This is a genomic window from Nonomuraea longicatena (assembly GCF_039525605.1).
In the GTDB taxonomy this organism is placed as follows: Bacteria; Actinomycetota; Actinomycetes; order Streptosporangiales; family Streptosporangiaceae; genus Nonomuraea; species Nonomuraea longicatena.
Genome location: NZ_BAAAHQ010000040.1, coordinates 69,608 through 86,330, shown reverse-complemented (window position 1 = coordinate 86,330; position 16,723 = coordinate 69,608). Strand labels below are relative to the sequence as shown.

Below are 16,723 nucleotides of genomic sequence, written 5' to 3'. Positions count from 1 at the left end.
TGTGTGCGTCCTCCACTGCCAGCCTCCAGTCTTCTCGGACTGATGAAGTCGTATGGCAGTGATCGAACACTGAACGGCAGGACGTCACCAGAGCTTGCGGGGGGACGTTGGCGGGTCCTACGCTGAACCCGCCAACGTCCCCAAACGCCCCTGTGGGATTGCCCTCATGGCCAATGAACGTCTGCGCGCTGCTCTACTCGCCAGCCCCTTCACCGAAGAAGCACTGGCCAGGCACCTGGGAATCGACCCCAAAAGCGTCCAGCGCTGGATCACCCGGGACGTGACGCCCCGCCGAGCCACAGCTCATCAAGCAGCGCAAGCCCTGAACGCCCCTCTTGCCTACCTCTGGCCTGAACTGGCGGCAGATCCGCCCACCGCCTCGGAAGCGGAGATCGTACGCCTGTATCCGCACCGCTCAGCCACTCCCCGCCACCTCTGGCGTGATCTCCTCAGCCGAGCCTCCAGCCATGTGTGGCTGTTCGCCAACGCGAGCCTCTTCCTACCCGAGGACAACCCGGAGTCCATCGCCATGATTGTGGACAAGGCCGCAGCCGGCCTCTCGGTCCGGATCATGATGGGCGATCCAGACACGCCCGAGATGGCTCTTCGTGGTGCAGAAGAGCGGCTCTACGAGGCGATCCCCGGCAGGATACGAATGGCGCTGGCCTACTACAGCCCCCTGATCGGCGTACCCGGCATCGAGTTCCGACTGCACCGGACGTCCTTGTACAACTCGATCTTCCGCTATGACGACGAGATGCTGATCAACCAGCACATCTACGGCACCTACGGGTACATCGCGCCGATCCTGCATCTGCGACGGGTCGATGGAGGAGACTTCTTCGATACCTATATCCGCAGCTTCGAGCGAGTGTGGGAATCCGCCTGCCCAGTCCAGGAGTCGGCTTTCCACCGGCAGCGGCAGAGTCGACTGTCGGACGACGCTACGCGGCAGCCTGAGCTTGAATCGCAGTGACCGCGCGCACGAGAGCCGCCGTGTCGACCAGATCAGCAAGGGCTGTCTCGGCCCCCTCAGCCAGTAGTTCCTCCACCGTGTTCGGCCCGGTGGCCACCCCGATAGCGACGGCGCCGCCGCCCAGTGCCGCCTGGACGTCGCGGACGGTGTCGCCGATCAGGATCGTCGTCGACGGCTGAAGATCCACGCCGTATTTGGCGCGGGCTCGTTTCCTGGCGACCTCCACCAGGTTGGCGCGCACGATGTCGTCGGATCCATAGCCGCCGACCTCGAAGTCGAGCCCGTGATGAAGCTCGAACGCCTCGACCTTGACGAACGCGTTGGGTCGGATGTTGCCGGTCAGGACAGACTGGATGACCCCTGGAACCCCACTGAGCGCGGCGATCGCCTCCCGAGCGCCGGGCAACCCGTACCCCCGCTCACGCAGACGCTCACGGCGCGCGGCAAGTGAGGCTTCGAGGGCCTCAGGCAACTTCGCCAAGTGCGACGAGGTGGCCGCGACCTCGTGCCGGGCGAGGAGATTCGTCATGATCTCGATATCGGTACGGCCGTCAGTCTCCGCCCGGTGCTCTGCCGATCGCCCAGTGAGCAGCTCAAACGCCCCAGCATAGGTTTCTTTGCTCACCCCCGAGTTCTCGATGAGCGTGTGGTCAACATCCCACAACACCAGAACAGCAGGTACGGCGGCGTCCACAGGAGTCTCCGTTCTTCCGCAGAGCACACATCGTAGTCATCACAATGCGGAGAAGCCGTTCATTCGGCCTCGGAGCCACCCAGGCGGAGAGAGAGATCATGGCGAGTAGCAATCTGCTGGGGAGGATGAGGGCCGTTCTCGACGAGGCAGGAAAACGTCTGAACGTTCCCGCGGCGGGCGCCGAACTGCTGCGACTGCACAGCAATGCGCTGTTCGTGCTTCCCGGCAAGAAACTGGTGGTCCGTATCGCGACCAACCCCGACGCGCTGCGCCGGGTCGCGGCTTCCGTGAGAGTGACCCAGTGGCTCGCGGAACGCAGTTTTCCGTGCGTCGTCCCCGCTGAGGTCGGCGGTCAGCCCCTCGTGGTCCACGGCCATGTCGTGTCCTTCTGGCAGTACGTCGAAGCGGAGCCCACGCCGGTTCCGGGCGCTGGGGAGATGGGGGAGATCCTGCGCCGCCTGCACGCGCAGGCGTCCCCTGTCGGCGTCGATCGGTTGACGGACCCGTTGGGCAGCGTCGCCCGAGCCGTCGAGACCGCCTGCGAAGCCGTGTCCCGGGAACACCGCGACTGGCTGGCGCACCGGATCGCCGCGTTGCGTCGGACATGGGATGAGCTGGAGTTCCCGCACCCACCGAGCCTGATCCACGGCGACGCGCATCCCAACAACCTGATGAGGGAATCATCCGGTCGGGTGATCCTCGGCGATTGGGATCACGTCGCGGTCGGGCCGCGCGAATGGGACCTCATGCAGATCCACTACATGCACCGGCGATTCGGCCGCGTTTCGACCGCGCAACTCGACGAGTTCGCCCACGCGTACGGCTGGGACATCCGAGAATGGTCCTGCCTGGACCTCTTGGTCGCCATCCGCGAACTCAGCGGCCTCAGCCCCTACATACGTACGGCATCGGCCAAGGACTTCTCGTGGGAAGAACTGGCCCGCCGAGTCGACTCGCTACGAAAGTGCGACTCGGCAGTCCGCTGGAGCCCTCCCCCAGCAGAGACGGCGCGGTCACAGTCAACTCGCTTATGACGCCTGCGTGGCCCTGTCTGCGTAGAGTGATGGAGTGGGGCTTGGCTGGGTGGTTCGGATGTCTCCAGCAACGGAGGAGCCTGTGGAACGCCGGGAGTTTTTGGCAGCCGCCGCTTCTGTGTTCTTGCCTTCAACCGGCAAGAATCCACACCGCGACCACGAATACGTCAGCGTTTTGGCCGAGAGCCTTGCACGTAATCGCTATGAGTTCGGAACAACACCCCCTGCTCCCCCCTCCTGACCACCCTCCTCAACGGCCGCCCCCCGGAGATCTAACAGGTCACGGCGCCTACCGGCGAGTCCAGCCAGACCCATTGCCGATCAGGTTCGACCGTGATCCCGAACCTCTCGATACCGGGTCGGCCCGCTGCCTCCCAGCGGTTGCGGGCATCCTCGACAACGGCCCAGAGGTCACGCGGTCCCCCGTGGTTGACGAGGGTCGGTTCACAGAGCCCGACTTCGGCCCAGGAGTCACCGGCCACGAGCGTGAGTGTGTCGTCGCCCGGGTAGGCGACCAGGTTCGGGAGACACTGCCAGATGATCAGCGCAAGACCTGGAGACATCGCCGTGCTTGGGAGGGATCTTGCGTTGGGCCGACACCGGGCCATGCTCAGAATGTACATTCTGAGCATGGATCGAATGTCGTTGACCGAAGGCCGCCACCATCTGGGTGAGGCGTCCACACGAGCGAAGTACGCGCACACCCATACCGCGTTCACCCGGCAGGGTGAGGTGGAGAGCGTGCTGATCGGCATCGACGACTATCGGCGCCTGCTGTGGCAGGGCCTGAGCCCAGACGACCGGGCCTACGCGCTGGACCAGCACGCCCGGACACTGGCCGGTCACGTGGGCGAGGTCGGGGTCGAGTTCGAGGCCGACACGGCCGAGGAACTGCTGGAGCGGGCGCGCGAGCACTTTCGCGCCAAGCCCGCGTGAGCGCGGTGCGCCGCCTGCGGTGGCGGCAGGCACCGGAGTGGACGATGGGTGCCCTGACGGCGGAGCTGCAGGACGAGGTTCTGGACGCACTCCGGCCACTGCTGGTCGGGCCCATCCCGCCCGAGGCGGCCGTCCCGGACCCGGACGCGCCCGGGATCTATCACGTGTTCACCGCTCACCTGCTGTTGGTGGCCGGCGTGTACGACGATGTGGTCGATGTGCTCATTCTGCGGCACCGGCCGGACAAGGCGCTGTAACCCCTCGGCCCTGCTCCGCCCTCAGGTCGAACGGCGAGCCGGGCCGAGGTCCGATCTCGGACGGTTCGGGAGCGTGCCTTCCGTCCCGCAGCAGAAGATCTCACCCGCCGGTCAAGTCATCCGGTGGCAGCACGGGGGTCGGCCAGCGTGACCATCGTCTCAAGCAGCGTCGTGTACACGGGGCCGGGTTCAGCGGACTCCTCCCAGCTCGACTCCTCCCCTGCCGCCGGACTGGTTTCCGCCTCCGGGAAGAACAGCCACCACAGGTTGCGCCAAGGGTCGAGGAACCGGGCGATGCCGTACCCGCCGTAGAAGGGAGCTGCCGGAGTCACGACGGTCGCACCGCGTGCGACCGCTCTGCGCATGGTCTCCTCGGGGTCGGCGACGTACACCTGGGTCAGGGCCGGGGTGAACGGCCAGTCGGCCTTACGGTCGGCGACCATGAGCAGCGAGTTGCCGATTTTGACCTCGGCGTGGATCAGCGTTCCGTCTCCGGCATAGAAGTCAGGGGTGTGGGCTTCCTCCCGCTCAGTCGCATCGAAGACAGCGACGAGGAAGTCGATGAAAGACGCGCATCCGTCAACGACGACGAATCCGTTGACGGTGTTCTCGCCCTGGGGTTCGGGATCTTGCTTAATCATCTCCATGCCGCGAGGCTAGAGATGATTGCGGTCAGTTTCCCTCCGCGATGCGGGGACCCAGAGCCTGAATCACAGGAATTTTCTGCGGCATGGTCGACACTCCTGGTAGGCCATCGGGCATGGCGTGTGAGACCTCACCGATGAGGAGCGGTCCTTACAAGCGGGACGCTCACCACGCCTCTCCGGACATGATCAGGCTCCACAACTCACCCACCCAGCGGTTCGCAGCCTGAGGGCTGACACGGACCACAAGACCATCACCCGTCCGCTCAAAGCGCCGGATCCAATACAAACCACCGAGGGCAAGCAACTCGAACTCCACCGGCCGACACCGGCAACTCACCCGCGCAACCCGAGGCAACCTCCCGAAACGCCGCACCCACATATTGCCCTCGAACGCCCACTCCACCCGGTATGCCCTCGCAGAAGGCGGGGTCGGACAGTCGTCTTCCCCGCACCTGCCCTTCTGAGGCTCAACCGGTTCCTGGCTACCCAGCCGCTGCGCGGGCACCACCGAGAGGTCGAGGCCGCTCACAACGGCCTCCCACAGAACGTGGCCACGTCACCGACGAGCGTGACACTCCCGGGATCCGGGAGAACGCCGAGCCCGGCATCCAGGAGGTACCCGTTGCATCGAGAACATACGCCGACTGTTGCGATCCGCTGGCCCTGAGAAGCGAAGACATGCAGCTTCGGCGCGGACACAGTCAACTCGCTCACGACGCCAGCTTGGCCCTGTCTGCGCAGGGTGAGTTTGTAGCAATTGGACCCGAAACGGGTACGGATATGCTGCTCGTTGAGCCGAGCATCCAACCGCATGAGGATGTCGACCTGCTGGGCTGCCGTGCGTTCTGAGACGTACCGGACTGAGGCGCTCTTGTCCGAGTTGTTCGAAGAGTCTGATTCGGGCATTACACCAGCTTGTCGGCAGATCATGGCCTGAGGCTTATGGTCCGGCCGCATCTCGCTGCCAGCTCGGGGAATTCCTCTCGCTTCTCCTGTTGCCATCATCACCCTCCAACCGCTCTGCAGACCCCAGACGCGGTGTTGTCGTGGAGCGACCATGGTCACTGACGGTTTCTCCCAGCACCAGCAAGGGCATTGCTTAGAGCAATAGAGATATGGGGAGAGATTGCCCTTAGCTATACGCTCAGATCATGGACGTGCGCAGCCTTCCAGACGCCCTCAAAGCGATCATGGTGCAGCGGGGATGGACGCAAGCTAGCTTGGCTCGGGAGCTAGGAGTGTCCCAGACCTGGGTCAGTCAGGTGTCCAGGCCAGAAGGACACGACGACCGCCAGGGCAGCGGCCCTGCTTGCTCGCGTTGGCTGGGAGGTTCGGATGTCTCCAGCAACGGAGGAGCCTGTGGAACGCCGGGAGTTTTTGGCAGCCGCCGCTTCTGTGTTCTTGCCTTCCACCAACAAGAATCCGTACCTCGACCACGATTACGTTGGCGTTTTGGCCGAGAGCCTTGCACGTAATCGCTACGAATTCGGCGGTATACCGCTCGTCTCCCGCGCCCTCGAACACATCAAACACTATGGCAACATCGACGACGTTGACGGGAGCCGGCTCCAACAGGCCGTTTCTGAGCTGGCGTATCAAGCCGCACTGGCCCTCTACGACGCCGGGCAGCTCGCACATGCCGAACGGGCAGGGGTTCTTTCTCTGGAACTTGCGCACCGCGCCGATGACACCCGTGCCGAAGCTCGTGCGATAGAGAGCCTCAGCCGTATCGCTCACTATCGTGGTGATGCCGCGAGAGCCATTGTGTATGCCCGTCGAGGGCTGGCGATCCCCGACCTGCCACCGAGCAGAGCGGCATCACTCGCCATGCGGCTCGGTCGCTCACTCGCCGGGATACCGGGAAACAACAGGGCGGCGAGAGACGCCCTGGACACTGCGTTGAACGTCGGCGGCTTGTCGCCTTTCGCGGAGGCGGCCATCGTCGGCGACGTCGCCATAGGTCTGAGCCGGCTCGGCCGCTACGGCGAGGCCGGCACGCTTCTTCAGCGGGCAGCAGACGATATCGGAGAATACTCACCGCTCTTTCGCGCCCAGTATCTCGGTCGTCAGGTACAGGCGGCTATACGTGCCGCCGACCCCGACCTCACCACAGACCGCATTGCGCTGCTCACAAGAGCGGTACCGTTCGTATCGTCGGCACGGGTGAACAAGCGGGTTGTGGAAATTCTTCACGAGTCAGCCAAATGGCAGCACATCCGCGAGGTCAGAGAGGCCCGGCAACACTTGTCGGTAGTCTCGCCCCGACTGCCCATCTCTTGACGTCCATCATCAAGACTTTCACCAGGGCGATCAACGCGTTTCAACGGCCTCGGCATCGGCTCGGTGAGACCGTGGACGAGGCGGCTGTGGTTTGCGCGTTTAGGGTGGGCGCATGGTCGAAGGGCGTCCCCTGGTCGCGCGTAGGCTGCGGCCTGGGCACTGGGTCGCCGTCGACGCGTTCGCGGCCACTGCCCTGGCCGCCGGGTTCTCGGTGTCGGCGGTGCTGGGGCCGGAGTCCGTCCGTGCCGTGCCGGTGATCGTGCTGGCCTGTCTGCCGCTTGCGGGGCGGCGGCGGTGGCCGGTGGCGGTCTGCGCGCTGGTTCTGGTGGCGGCGGTGGTCGCGGCGTTCGCCGGGTGGGAGGAGGCGTTCGTGCCGTTGGCGGTCGCGCTGCACGCGGTGGCGCTGCTGGAAGCACGCCGTACGGCGGTGGCGGCGCTGGTGGCCGCGCTGGCGGTGACCGCCTCCGGTGCCGCGATCGTCTCGCCCTCGTGGACGGAGGCGGTGTCGGCGGGCGGGTTCGCCTGGCTGGCGCTCGCTCTGGCGTGGACGATCGGGCTGGCCGTACGGGAGCAGCGCGCGTACGCCGCGCAGGCCGTCGCCCGGTCGGCGCAGGCCGCGGCCACGGCGGAACGGCTGCGTATGGCCCGTGACGTGCACGACGTGGTCGCCCACAGCATGGGGCTGATCTCCATGCGGGCCGGGATCGCCAACCACGTCGCCGCCACGCACCCCGAGGAAGCCGGTGAGGCACTGTCGATCATAGGAGACCAGCCGCAAGGCGCTGGTGGACCTGCGCAGCCTCCTCGGTCTGCTCCGCGACGTCCCAGGGGACGGTCCGCCGTACGCGGTGGACTCCTGGCGTGCGCGATCGTCGGTTCGAGCAGAAGATCGGGACGCTTCGCCGTACGCGGTGGACCAGAACGCTCGCCCCTACCGGGTGGATCGGGACGCTTCGCCATACATCGTGGAGTCGCTGCGTGAGCTGGTCGCGGCGGTTCCGGTCGGCGACGTGCGGGTGGAATTCGACGTCGAGCCCGGTCTCGCGCTCGGCGACGAGGCGGCGCTCGTCGTCTATCGACTCGTGCAGGAGTCGCTGACCAATGTGCTCAAACACGCCGGCCCTGCCCGATGCCGGGTGACCGTCGGCACCGGGGCGGAACGCGAGCTGGTGGTCGAGGTCGTCGACGACGGTCACGCAGGTGCGCCACAGGCGGGGCGCAGGTTGGTGGACGGCAGCCGCGAGGGTGGTCATGGGCTGGTCGGGCTGGAGGAGCGGGTCAGCCTGTACGGCGGGACGTTCTCGGCGGGACCGGAGCCCGGAGGCGGCTTCGCCGTACGCGCGAGGCTGCCGTTGCCGGGCGGCTCCGGAGAGGAGAAGGGGTGAGCACGTTCACGGTGCTGGTCGCCGAGGACCAGGCGTTGCTGCGCGCGGGGCTGTGCAGGCTGATCGACACCGCCCCCGACCTGGCGACCGTCGGCGCGGCCGGGACGGGAGAGCAGGCCGTGGAACTGGCCCGCGGCCTCCGGCCCGACCTGGTGCTCATGGATGTCCGCATGCCCGGCCTCGACGGGATCGAGGCGACCGGGTGGCCCTGCACGTCCCGGGCCGGGTACCACAGGCTGACCATCAGCTCCCGCTTCCTGCCGGAGCCGTTCCAGGGGTCCGGGCGGGACTGATCGACCAGGTGGACGGAGACGGTCCCCACGGGATGCGGGCCCGTCGGCTTCGGAATCGTCAGGCGCTGTGGCGGGGTGGAGCCGCATCCGGCCAGGGTGAGGGCCAGGGTGGTGGTGATGAGTGCACGTTTCACCCCATTCACGTTTCCAGTCGTGTACGGCCGCCGCCTCTGGCGTGAGAAGGACCTCCGGCTCAACCCAGGAGGGTAGAGCTCGATTCCAGGGATGACCGGCGCGGGCCCGACCAGAAGCCGGGCCTGTACGCCCGACCAGAACCGGGCGACACCCCGCTAGTCTCTGGCCCGCTTCAGCGCGGCGGTGAAGTCCGTGTATCTGGTGATCTCTGCCGTCACCGGGTCGAGGACGTCGGCCCTCGCGACCTCGGCGACGGCCGCTCGCAGCGCCTTCTGTGTGCGCCGGGCCCTCCTGCGTCCGCCGATCCAGGCCGCCAGCCGCGACAGCAACGCCACCAGCACGCCCGCCAGAGCCCCGCCGACCAGCAGTGCCGTCGGCCAGGGGATCTCCCGCAGCGTCGGCGTCGGCGGGCCGGGCAGTCGCAGGTAGTCGAAGGCGAACAACCCGGCCAGCCAGCCCGCGCCGGCCAGCGCCGTGGCCAGCACCACCCACTGCACGGCCCCGACCGCGGCCCACCAGCGTGGCCGCCGGGTGGCGCCGACGGAGGTCGTGGCGACCGCCCTGTCCAGGGTGTCGGTGAGTGTGTCCGCGCGTGAGCGCGCCGTCTGCCGTACCGAGGCCGCCCACGTGGGCGGCAGCCCCTGCGCGGCCGCCTCGCCGACGTCCCTGATCGCCGTGTCCACCTGGGCCCGCTGTACGGCAGACGCCTCGGGCACCGACGTCCGCGCGACGACTGCGCCGCCGGGTCGATCTCCTCCGGGGCTCTCGCCGATGCGCAGCCGCCGCAGCGGGTCGGGCCGCAGGCGGCGGATCCACCGGGTCACCGGCCACCCCGTGGCGACGACGGCCCGGTGCCGGTGCGCCTTGGCGACGGCTTCCACGACGAGCGGCACCCCGGCCGCGTCCGCCAGCGCCCTGGTCAGGAGGTTCTCGACCCCCTTCCCCGGTACGGTCACCGTCCCCTCGCCCCGGTCCAGCGCGTCGGCGGCGGTGGCCACGTCGGCGGCCAGCCGGGCGGCCCATGACCGGCGGGCCGCCACCCGTTCGGCCAGCAGGTCCCGCAGGTCGGCGACCCCCGCCCCGGTCCTGGCGGAGACCCCGATCACCGGGACCCCGGCCAGCCCGTCGTCGTCGAGCAGCCGCCGCAGATCGTCCAGGCATCGCGTGACGGCGGGTCCGGGCAAGCGGTCGATCTGGTTGAGGACGACCACCATGACGTCGCGGTGCCTGGCCAGCGCCCGCAGGTACCGCTCGTGGACCAGCGCGTCGGCGTACTTCTGCGGGTCGAGCACCCACACCAGCAGATCGACCACCTCCACCAGCCGATCGACCTCCAGCCGGTGCGACAACTCGATGGAGTCGTGGTCGGGCAGATCCAGCAACACCAACCCACCCAGATCACCCCCAGACACCCCCACCTCCGCGGACGCGGGCGCAGGCGGAGGCGCGGGAGTGGGTGCGGCGGACGAATCAGTCACGGAAGGCGCGAGCGCGGGTGCAGGCGCGCAAGGCGCAGGTGGAGGTGCAGGCGCGGGCGCGGGTGCGGTGGGCGCAGCAGGCGCCGAAGCGGGTACGGCGGGAGTGCCTGTGGTGACCGCGTGGCGGGTGGGGATCTTGAGCCAGTCGAGCAGCGGCCCGGCGCCGTCGCCGTCCCACAGCGCGGCCTGGGCGGTCGAGGTCGTCGGACGGGTGACGCCGACGACCGCCAGTGACGTCCCGGAGAGCACGTTGAACAGCGACGACTTGCCGCTGCCCGTGGCCCCGGCCAGGGCGACGGCGGTGTGGTCAGCCGACAGGCTCCGGCGCGCGCCCGCCCGCGCGGCCACCTCCCGCGCCCGCGAGATCGCCTCCTCCGGCAGCCGCCCCTCCCCCAGTTCGGCCGCCTCCAGCAGCGCGGCGATCCGCTCGTCCAGCGGCGGCCCTTCCTTACGCCGTAGCAGCTTCACCCGTCCTCACGCTCCCCCGAACCGCTTCCCGGCGAACCCTCGCCCTCATGCCCCGCGTCATCCTCCGGCGGCGACCCGGCCCCATCCTCTGGCGGTGGCTCGGCAGGACGCCCCGCTCCCAACGGGAGCTCGACCCGAGGCCCAGGCCCAGGCCCAGGCCCAGGCCCAGGCCCAAGCCCAGGCCCAAGCCCAGGCCCATCGCCGGGTGACACGGACAAAGGCCCGTCGCCAGATGGCAGTTCGGTTCGGTGGCCCTGGATCCGCGCGGCCGACGAGCGCAAGGCCGCCGCCGTGCCCTCCGCCGGTTCGAGTCCTTCCAAGAGCTCCGTGAACCGCGCGGCCTCGTCGTCCAGCAGCCGCTGGACGCGCTCGCGCAGATCCGCCCTGGCCCGCTCGGTCAGTGTCCGCACCGCCTGGTCGCCGAAGATCGCCTCCAGCAGCTTCTGCGACAACACGCTGGTCCCGCCCGCGATGCCCACCTCGATCCCGGTCAGTCCCCCGGTGGAGGCGAAGACGGCCAGCATCACCAGCAGCCCGGCCCCGTTCACGCCGAAGGACGCCAGCCGCGCCGTGGTGCGCTTGGCCGCGCCCTCCTGCCGTACGAGGTCGAGGACGTACCCCTGCCACCCCCGCACGACGTCCGCGGCCCGCTCGGCGAGCATGGGCGAGGCCCGGCCGAGCCGCGCGGCCTCGACCACACCGACGCGGTCGAGCAGCCCGGCGCCGCCCGGCGCGGCGGCCCAGCCGTCGAGCGCCCGCTCGGCCGCCCCGTCGGCGGCCCCCTTGACCAGGGTCTCCACTCCGCTCTCCAGCGCCACCCGCAGCCGTGTGGACGGCACCCGCCCGGTGAAGAACCCGGCGAGCCGATCGCGCAACCGTCCGACCCGGGTCTCAAGGGAGCGCATGAGGTCGCCGGTGCCGATGAAGTCCTGCCATCGGGCGAGGACCTCGCCGCGCAGGAGGGAGCCGTCGCGCATCCCGGCGTCGAAGTCGGCCATGCCCCCGGCGTAGGCGGAGGTGACGATCGAGCGCAGCGCGGTGAAGCCGTCCCGCTGGCGTTCGACGGCGTCCGCCAGGTCGGGCACCCGGGAGGCGAGGCTGGTCAGCGCGCCGGAGAGCGTCTGCCTGACGACGCGGGCGCGCTCGGCGGCGTCGGCGGCGAGCGCGTCGAGCCAGTCGGTGATCGGCTGGACGGCCTCGGCGGGCAGCCGCGCGTTCTCGGCGGGCAGCACGGCCTCCTCGACGGTGAACAGCCGGGTGCCGGACAGCCCGTTGGCCGCCAGCAGCCGGGCCAGGTCGGCGCGTACGGCGGTCAGCGCCTCCGGCGGCACCCGGTCGAGCACGACGGCGAGCGCGGTGCTCCGGTCGCGGGCCGAGCGGAGGAAGCCCCACGGCACCTCGTCGGCGTACCGGGCGGCGGTCGTGACGAACAGCCACAGGTCGGCGGCGGCGAGGAGCTGCGCGGCCAGGCGCCGGTTGGCGGTGACGACCGAGTCGATGTCGGGCGCGTCGAGCAGCGCGAGCCCGGGGGCGAGCCCTTCGACGGTGACGACGCGCAGCGCGCCGGGCCCGTCGCCGGTGGCGCGGGTGAGGCCGGGCAGCACGTTCTGCCCGAGGAACCAGTCGCGGTCGGCGGGGCTGACGGCCAGCGTCGGCACCAGCGTGGTCGGCCGCAGGACTCCCGGCTCGGCGACATCGGCCCCGGCCAGCGCGTTGACCAGGGTGGACTTGCCCGCGCCGGTCGAGCCGCCGACGACGGCGAGCAGCGGCGCGTCGAGCGCCCGCAGCCTCGGCAGCAGGTAGTCGTCGAGTTGACCGGTCAGTTCGGCGAGCGCGGCACGGTCGGCCGCCGCCTCGCCGATCGCGAGCGGGAACAGCTCGCCGTCGAGGTGGCGGCGCAGCGATTCCAGCGCGTGCGGCAGCTCCATGGGACCACGCTAGCCCGGAGGCGGCTCCCTGAGCACGTATCCGACGCTGCGCAGGGTATGGATGAGTCGTGGTTCCCCGTCGTCCATCTTGCGCCGCAGGTAGGAGACGTACGACTCGACGACGCCGGTGTCGCCGCCGAAGTCGTAGCTCCAGACGTGGTCGAGGATCTGCGCCTTGGACAGCACCCGCCCGGCGTTGGTCATGAAGTAGTGCAGCAGTTTGAACTCGGTCGGCGACAGGTGGACGCTCTGGCCGCCGCGCCGTACCTCGTGGGTCTCCTCGTCGAGCTGGAGGTCCGCGACCTGGAGCAGCTTGGGCGGGGCGATCTCCCCCCTCGTACGGCGCAGCACCGCCCGGATGCGCGCCTGCACCTCCTCCAGGGAGAACGGCTTGGTGACGTAGTCGTCGCCCACGCTCAACCCGGCGATCTTGTCGTCGTGCGTGTCGCGGGCGGTCAGGAACAGGACGGGCGCGGAGATGCGCCTGGCGACCTCGAAGCCGTCGAGGTCGGGCAGCATCACGTCGAGAACCACGAGGTCGGGGGCGGCCCGCTCGGCCACCGCGACCGCTTCGTGGCCGTCGGCGGCGGTCAGGACCTCGAATCCGGCATAGCGCAGACTCTCGGACAGCAGATCCCTGATGCTGGGCTCGTCGTCCACCACCATGATCAGCGCCTCGGGCGTACTCACAGGCACAGGCTGCCGCAGGGACCTTAGGGAAACCTGAAGGGTTAATCCAAGTCGAGTGGGAGTTCGACGCGGAAGGTGGAGCCCCTGCCGGGGGTGCTGTTCACCATGACGGCGCCGCCGTGGGCGTGCACGAGGGCGTGGACGATGGCGAGGCCGAGTCCGCTGCCCCGGTCCTGGCCGGAGCGGCGGGAACGGGCGGAGTCGGCCCGGTAGAAGCGCTCGAAGACGCGTTCGACCTGCTCCGGGGTGAGTCCCGGGCCTTTGTCGGCGACTTCGAGGAAGGCGGTGGTGGCGCCCGCGCCGACCCGGACGGCGACCGGGGTGCCCGCCTCGGTGTGGAACAGGGCGTTGGACATGAGGTTGGTGACGACCTGGCGCAGCCGTACCTCGTCGCCGGAGACGATGAGGGCGGCGCCGCCGACGACGTCGAGCCCGACCTCGCGCTCGGGGGCGAGGATCCGCGCATCCTGTACGGCGTCGGCGGCGAGGGCGAGCATGTCGACGGGCCGCCGGTCGAGGGGGCGCTGCTGGTCGACGCGGGCCAGCAGCAGCAGGTCGTCCACCAGCAGGCTCATCCGCCCGGCCGCCTTCTCGACGCGGCGCAGGAGTTCTGCCGCGTCGGCGCCGGTGTTCTGCCTGGAGTACTCGGCGTAGCCGAGGATGGAGGTGAGCGGGGTCCGCAGTTCGTGGGAGGCGTCGCCGACGAACTGCCGCATCCGGTCCTCGGAGCGGCGGGCGGCGGCCTCCGAGGCCGAGCGGGCGGTGAAGGCGCTCTCGATCTGGGCCAGCATGCCGTTGAGCGCGGTGGCGAGACGGCCGACCTCGGTGCGCGGGTCGCCGTCCGGCACCCGTCTGCCGAGTTCGCCGCCCGCGATGGCGCCCGCCGTACGCTCGATCTCGACGAGCGGGCGCAGGCTGCGGCGCACGTGGGTGACGCCGACGACCGCGAGGATGAGCAGGATGCCGCCACCGGCGAGCAGTTCGATGAGCACCAGGCGGCGGGTGATGTCGACGACCTCGGACAGGTCGACGGCGACGGTGACCTCGCCGTACCTGCTCGCGGTGTGCAGCACCCGCCACTGGCCGTCACCGGCCAGCGCCCGTACGGTCACCGCCTCCCCCACGACGCCCGAGGCGAAGTCGGGTTTGGAGAGCAGGTCCACTTCCCGCACGGTCGTGTAGGGCGCGGACAGTTTCCCGTCGGGCTGCTTCACCAGGACGATCGTGTCCGACTCGATGAGCAGCGGCTTGTCCACGGGCGGTTTGCCCTTGTCGCGCCGTTCTTCGGCGTGCTTGAGCTTGCCCACGACACGCTTGGTGACCAGGACGATCTGGCCGTCCACGCGGTCGAGCAGGTAGCGGTGGAGCACCGAGACGCTGATCACGCCGATGAACGACAGCCCGAGCGCGAGCAGCGCGAGCATGGCGGCGATCAGTTTGACCCGGAGCGGCATCAGCACCCCGGTGGCAGCCGCAGCACGTATCCGACGCCGCGCAGGGTGTGGATGAGCCGGGGGTTACCCTTGTCGATCTTGCGGCGCAGCACGGACACGTACGACTCGACGATGCCGACCTCGCCCCTGAAGTCGTAGTCCCAGACGTGGTCGAGGATCTGCGGCTTGGAAAGCACCCGCCCGGCGTTGGTCATGAAGTAGTGCAGCAGTTTGAACTCGGTCGGCGACAGCGGCACCAGTCTGCCGGCCCGCCACACCTCGTGGCTCTCCTCGTCGAGTTCGACGTCGGCGAAGGTCAGCCGGGGCGGCGGCGCCTGCCCGCTGGTACGGCGGAGCACCGCGTGGATGCGCGCGATCACCTCTTCGAGGCTGAACGGCTTGGTCACGTAGTCGTCGCCGCCGATGGTCAGCCCTCGGATCTTGTCCTCGGTGCCGTCGCGCGCGGTGAGGAACAGCACGGGGGTGCCGGTGCCGCCGCTGCGCAGCCGCCTGACCACGTCGAAGCCGTCCATGTCGGGCAGCATGACGTCGAGCACGACGAGGTCGGGCCGGTGCCGCTGCACGGCGGCCACCGCCTCCTGCCCACTGCGGGCGGTGGAGACGGCGAATCCCGCGAACTTCAGGCTCGCGGCGAGAAGGTCGAGGATGTTGGAGTCGTCCTCGACGATGAGCAGGCGTGGTTCCATCACTCCCAAGGATGCACTCACCCGGAGGGTGCTGGAACAACTCCGGCAATATGCCGGGCAATTGCCAGGCTGGACGTTGCCGCAGGAGAGGGTGCGTTTCTCACCAGAACCACCCTTTCATCGACATCAACGACGAAATCATCCACCAGACGGCCGTCGCGGCCCACGGCCTGGGCCCGCACCCCGCCGTGGGCGCGTTCGAGATCGGCCGGCGTCAACGCGGGCACGTACCTGCGGGCGGCGGTCAGGAAGGCGTGCTTGACCAGTGAGCCGTACACCTCCTTCACGCCCGTGCGCCAGTGCTGGGCGGCCATCCGCCGCGTGCCCGGCCAGGTGAGGATCTTGGTGGCGTCCCGCACGTCCCACCACGAGTACCCCTCGTAGGCCAGCGCCAGCACCGCGTTCGGGCCGACCATCACCTCGCCGTCCACATGCCTGGTCAGATGGACCCCGAGGAAGGGGTACCTCGGGTCGGGCACCGGGTAGATCAGGCCCTTGACCAGGCCCTTCGCCGAACCCGTCAGCGCGTAGTACTCGCCTCTGAAGGGCACGATGCGCACCTCGCCCGGCCGTCCGGCCATCCGCGCGACCGCGTCGGTGCCCAGCCCAGCGCACACCACCAGCCGGTCGAAGGCGAAGATCCGCTTGGCGGCCAGCACCTCGACCCGCCCCGCCCGCTCCCTGATCGCGCGCACCGGGTGCGCCAGCCGCACCGAGCCGCCGAGTTCGGCCACGTCCTTCGCGAGCCTGCGCGCGACGGCGGGGAAGTCGGTGATCGCCGTGTGGGGCGAGTGCAGGGCCGCCACGCCCACGGCGTACGGCTCGATCTCGCGCAGCCCCAGCGCGTCCAGTTCGGCCAGGCCGGGCACGCCGTTGGCCCTGGCCCGCTCCGCCAGCGCGGCCAGGCGCGCCCGCTCCTCCCCGCCCGCCGCCACCACGAGCTTGCCCACCTCGTCGTACGGCAGGCCGTGCTCGGCGCAGTAGGTCCTGAGCATGGCGACGCCCTCGCGGCACAGGGTCGCCTTGAGCGAGCCGGGCGGGTAGTAGATGCCCGCGTGGACGACGCCGCTGTTGTGCCCCGTCTGGTGGGCGGCCACCCGGTGCTCCTTGTCGAGCACGGTGACCTCGGCACCCCTGGTCCTGGCCAGCTCGCGGGCCACGGCCAGGCCGACGATCCCGGCGCCCACGACGCCAATCTTCTCCGTCACGTGGCTAGTTTGCCCATTCTCCCGGCGTTCAGGGCGAACGGGGTCGCAACGTGTCCGAACCGCCACCGAGCATCCACCGATCGGTGGATCGCCGTTTCCCGTCCACTGGTCGATGTGCGGGCGGTGCCGTCCGTAGAAAGCTGAGCACAGTCAGTCACCGCACGAGAGGCACAC

At 69.3% G+C, this 16,723-nt stretch carries 16 protein-coding genes; 8 read left to right on the top strand and 8 right to left on the bottom strand.

Annotation, left to right across the window (positions count from 1 at the left end; all coding sequences use genetic code 11):
- Positions 1–166 precede the first annotated feature (166 nt).
- Positions 167–976 carry a helix-turn-helix domain-containing protein gene (locus ABD120_RS31070; RefSeq protein ID WP_343953747.1) on the top strand — a complete coding sequence of 270 codons (810 nt, stop codon included), beginning with the start codon at positions 167–169 and terminating at the stop codon, positions 974–976.
- On the opposite strand, the gene ABD120_RS31065 is transcribed toward ABD120_RS31070, so the two are convergent.
- Complete coding sequence (locus ABD120_RS31065; protein ID WP_343953746.1) at positions 945–1,670, bottom strand: HAD family hydrolase; 726 nt, start codon at positions 1,668–1,670, stop codon at positions 945–947. The genes ABD120_RS31070 and ABD120_RS31065 overlap by 32 nt on opposite strands.
- 125 nt (positions 1,671–1,795) lie before the next feature.
- Between ABD120_RS31065 and ABD120_RS31060 the strand changes: the two genes are divergently transcribed.
- The 3 genes from ABD120_RS31060 (at position 1,796) to ABD120_RS31050 (ending at position 3,897) form a co-directional block, all read left to right on the top strand.
- Complete coding sequence (locus ABD120_RS31060; protein WP_343953745.1) at positions 1,796–2,704, top strand: aminoglycoside phosphotransferase family protein; 909 nt, start codon at positions 1,796–1,798, stop codon at positions 2,702–2,704.
- A gap of 630 nt (positions 2,705–3,334) precedes the next feature.
- Positions 3,335–3,640 carry a hypothetical protein gene (locus tag ABD120_RS31055; RefSeq protein WP_343953744.1) on the top strand — a complete coding sequence of 102 codons (306 nt, stop codon included), beginning with the start codon at positions 3,335–3,337 and terminating at the stop codon, positions 3,638–3,640.
- A complete protein-coding gene (locus ABD120_RS31050; RefSeq protein WP_343953743.1) occupies positions 3,637–3,897 on the top strand; it encodes a hypothetical protein in 261 nt (86 codons plus the stop codon). The genes ABD120_RS31055 and ABD120_RS31050 overlap by 4 nt, the downstream gene beginning before the upstream one ends.
- A 116-nt stretch (positions 3,898–4,013) precedes the next feature.
- Here ABD120_RS31050 and ABD120_RS31045 read toward each other — a convergent pair whose 3' ends face one another.
- Positions 4,014–4,544: a VOC family protein gene (locus ABD120_RS31045; RefSeq protein WP_343953742.1), complete on the bottom strand. Its 531-nt coding sequence runs from the start codon at positions 4,542–4,544 to the stop codon at positions 4,014–4,016.
- Positions 4,545–5,903: 1,359 nt separating this feature from the next.
- On the opposite strand from ABD120_RS31045, the gene ABD120_RS31040 reads away from it, so the two are divergent.
- The 4 genes from ABD120_RS31040 (at position 5,904) to ABD120_RS31025 (ending at position 8,502) form a co-directional block, all read left to right on the top strand.
- On the top strand, positions 5,904–6,824 hold the full coding sequence (locus ABD120_RS31040; protein ID WP_343953741.1) for a tetratricopeptide repeat protein: 921 nt from the start codon (positions 5,904–5,906) through the stop codon (positions 6,822–6,824).
- A 112-nt stretch (positions 6,825–6,936) separates the two neighbouring features.
- Positions 6,937–7,806, top strand: a complete 870-nt coding sequence (locus ABD120_RS31035) for a histidine kinase dimerization/phosphoacceptor domain-containing protein (RefSeq protein ID WP_343953740.1) — start codon at positions 6,937–6,939, stop codon at positions 7,804–7,806.
- Complete coding sequence (locus tag ABD120_RS31030; RefSeq protein WP_343953739.1) at positions 7,790–8,209, top strand: sensor histidine kinase; 420 nt, start codon at positions 7,790–7,792, stop codon at positions 8,207–8,209. The genes ABD120_RS31035 and ABD120_RS31030 overlap by 17 nt, the downstream gene beginning before the upstream one ends.
- Positions 8,206–8,502, top strand: coding sequence for a response regulator (locus tag ABD120_RS31025; RefSeq protein WP_343953738.1), 297 nt, complete (start codon positions 8,206–8,208; stop codon positions 8,500–8,502). Before ABD120_RS31030 ends, ABD120_RS31025 begins: the two co-directional genes overlap by 4 nt.
- A 290-nt stretch (positions 8,503–8,792) precedes the next feature.
- Here the strand turns inward: ABD120_RS31025 and ABD120_RS31020 are convergent, their stop codons facing one another.
- From ABD120_RS31020 to lhgO, 6 genes are all read right to left on the bottom strand, one after another.
- The gene (locus ABD120_RS31020; protein ID WP_343953737.1) at positions 8,793–10,583 is read right to left on the bottom strand and encodes a P-loop NTPase family protein; all 1,791 of its coding nucleotides are present in this window, start codon (positions 10,581–10,583) and stop codon (positions 8,793–8,795) included.
- Entirely contained in the window at positions 10,580–12,511 is a 1,932-nt protein-coding gene (locus ABD120_RS31015) for an ABC transporter (RefSeq protein WP_343953736.1), read from the bottom strand. The genes ABD120_RS31020 and ABD120_RS31015 overlap by 4 nt, the downstream gene beginning before the upstream one ends.
- A 9-nt stretch (positions 12,512–12,520) precedes the next feature.
- Positions 12,521–13,177, bottom strand: a complete 657-nt coding sequence (locus tag ABD120_RS31010; protein WP_343953842.1) for a response regulator transcription factor — start codon at positions 13,175–13,177, stop codon at positions 12,521–12,523.
- Between the two features lie 65 nt (positions 13,178–13,242).
- Positions 13,243–14,655, bottom strand: a complete 1,413-nt coding sequence (locus ABD120_RS31005; RefSeq protein ID WP_343953735.1) for a sensor histidine kinase — start codon at positions 14,653–14,655, stop codon at positions 13,243–13,245.
- On the bottom strand, positions 14,655–15,341 hold the full coding sequence (locus tag ABD120_RS31000; RefSeq protein ID WP_343953734.1) for a response regulator transcription factor: 687 nt from the start codon (positions 15,339–15,341) through the stop codon (positions 14,655–14,657). The genes ABD120_RS31005 and ABD120_RS31000 overlap by 1 nt, the downstream gene beginning before the upstream one ends.
- 17 nt (positions 15,342–15,358) lie before the next feature.
- Positions 15,359–16,549, bottom strand: a complete 1,191-nt coding sequence (gene lhgO / locus ABD120_RS30995) for an L-2-hydroxyglutarate oxidase (protein ID WP_343953733.1) — start codon at positions 16,547–16,549, stop codon at positions 15,359–15,361.
- Positions 16,550–16,723 lie beyond the last annotated feature (174 nt).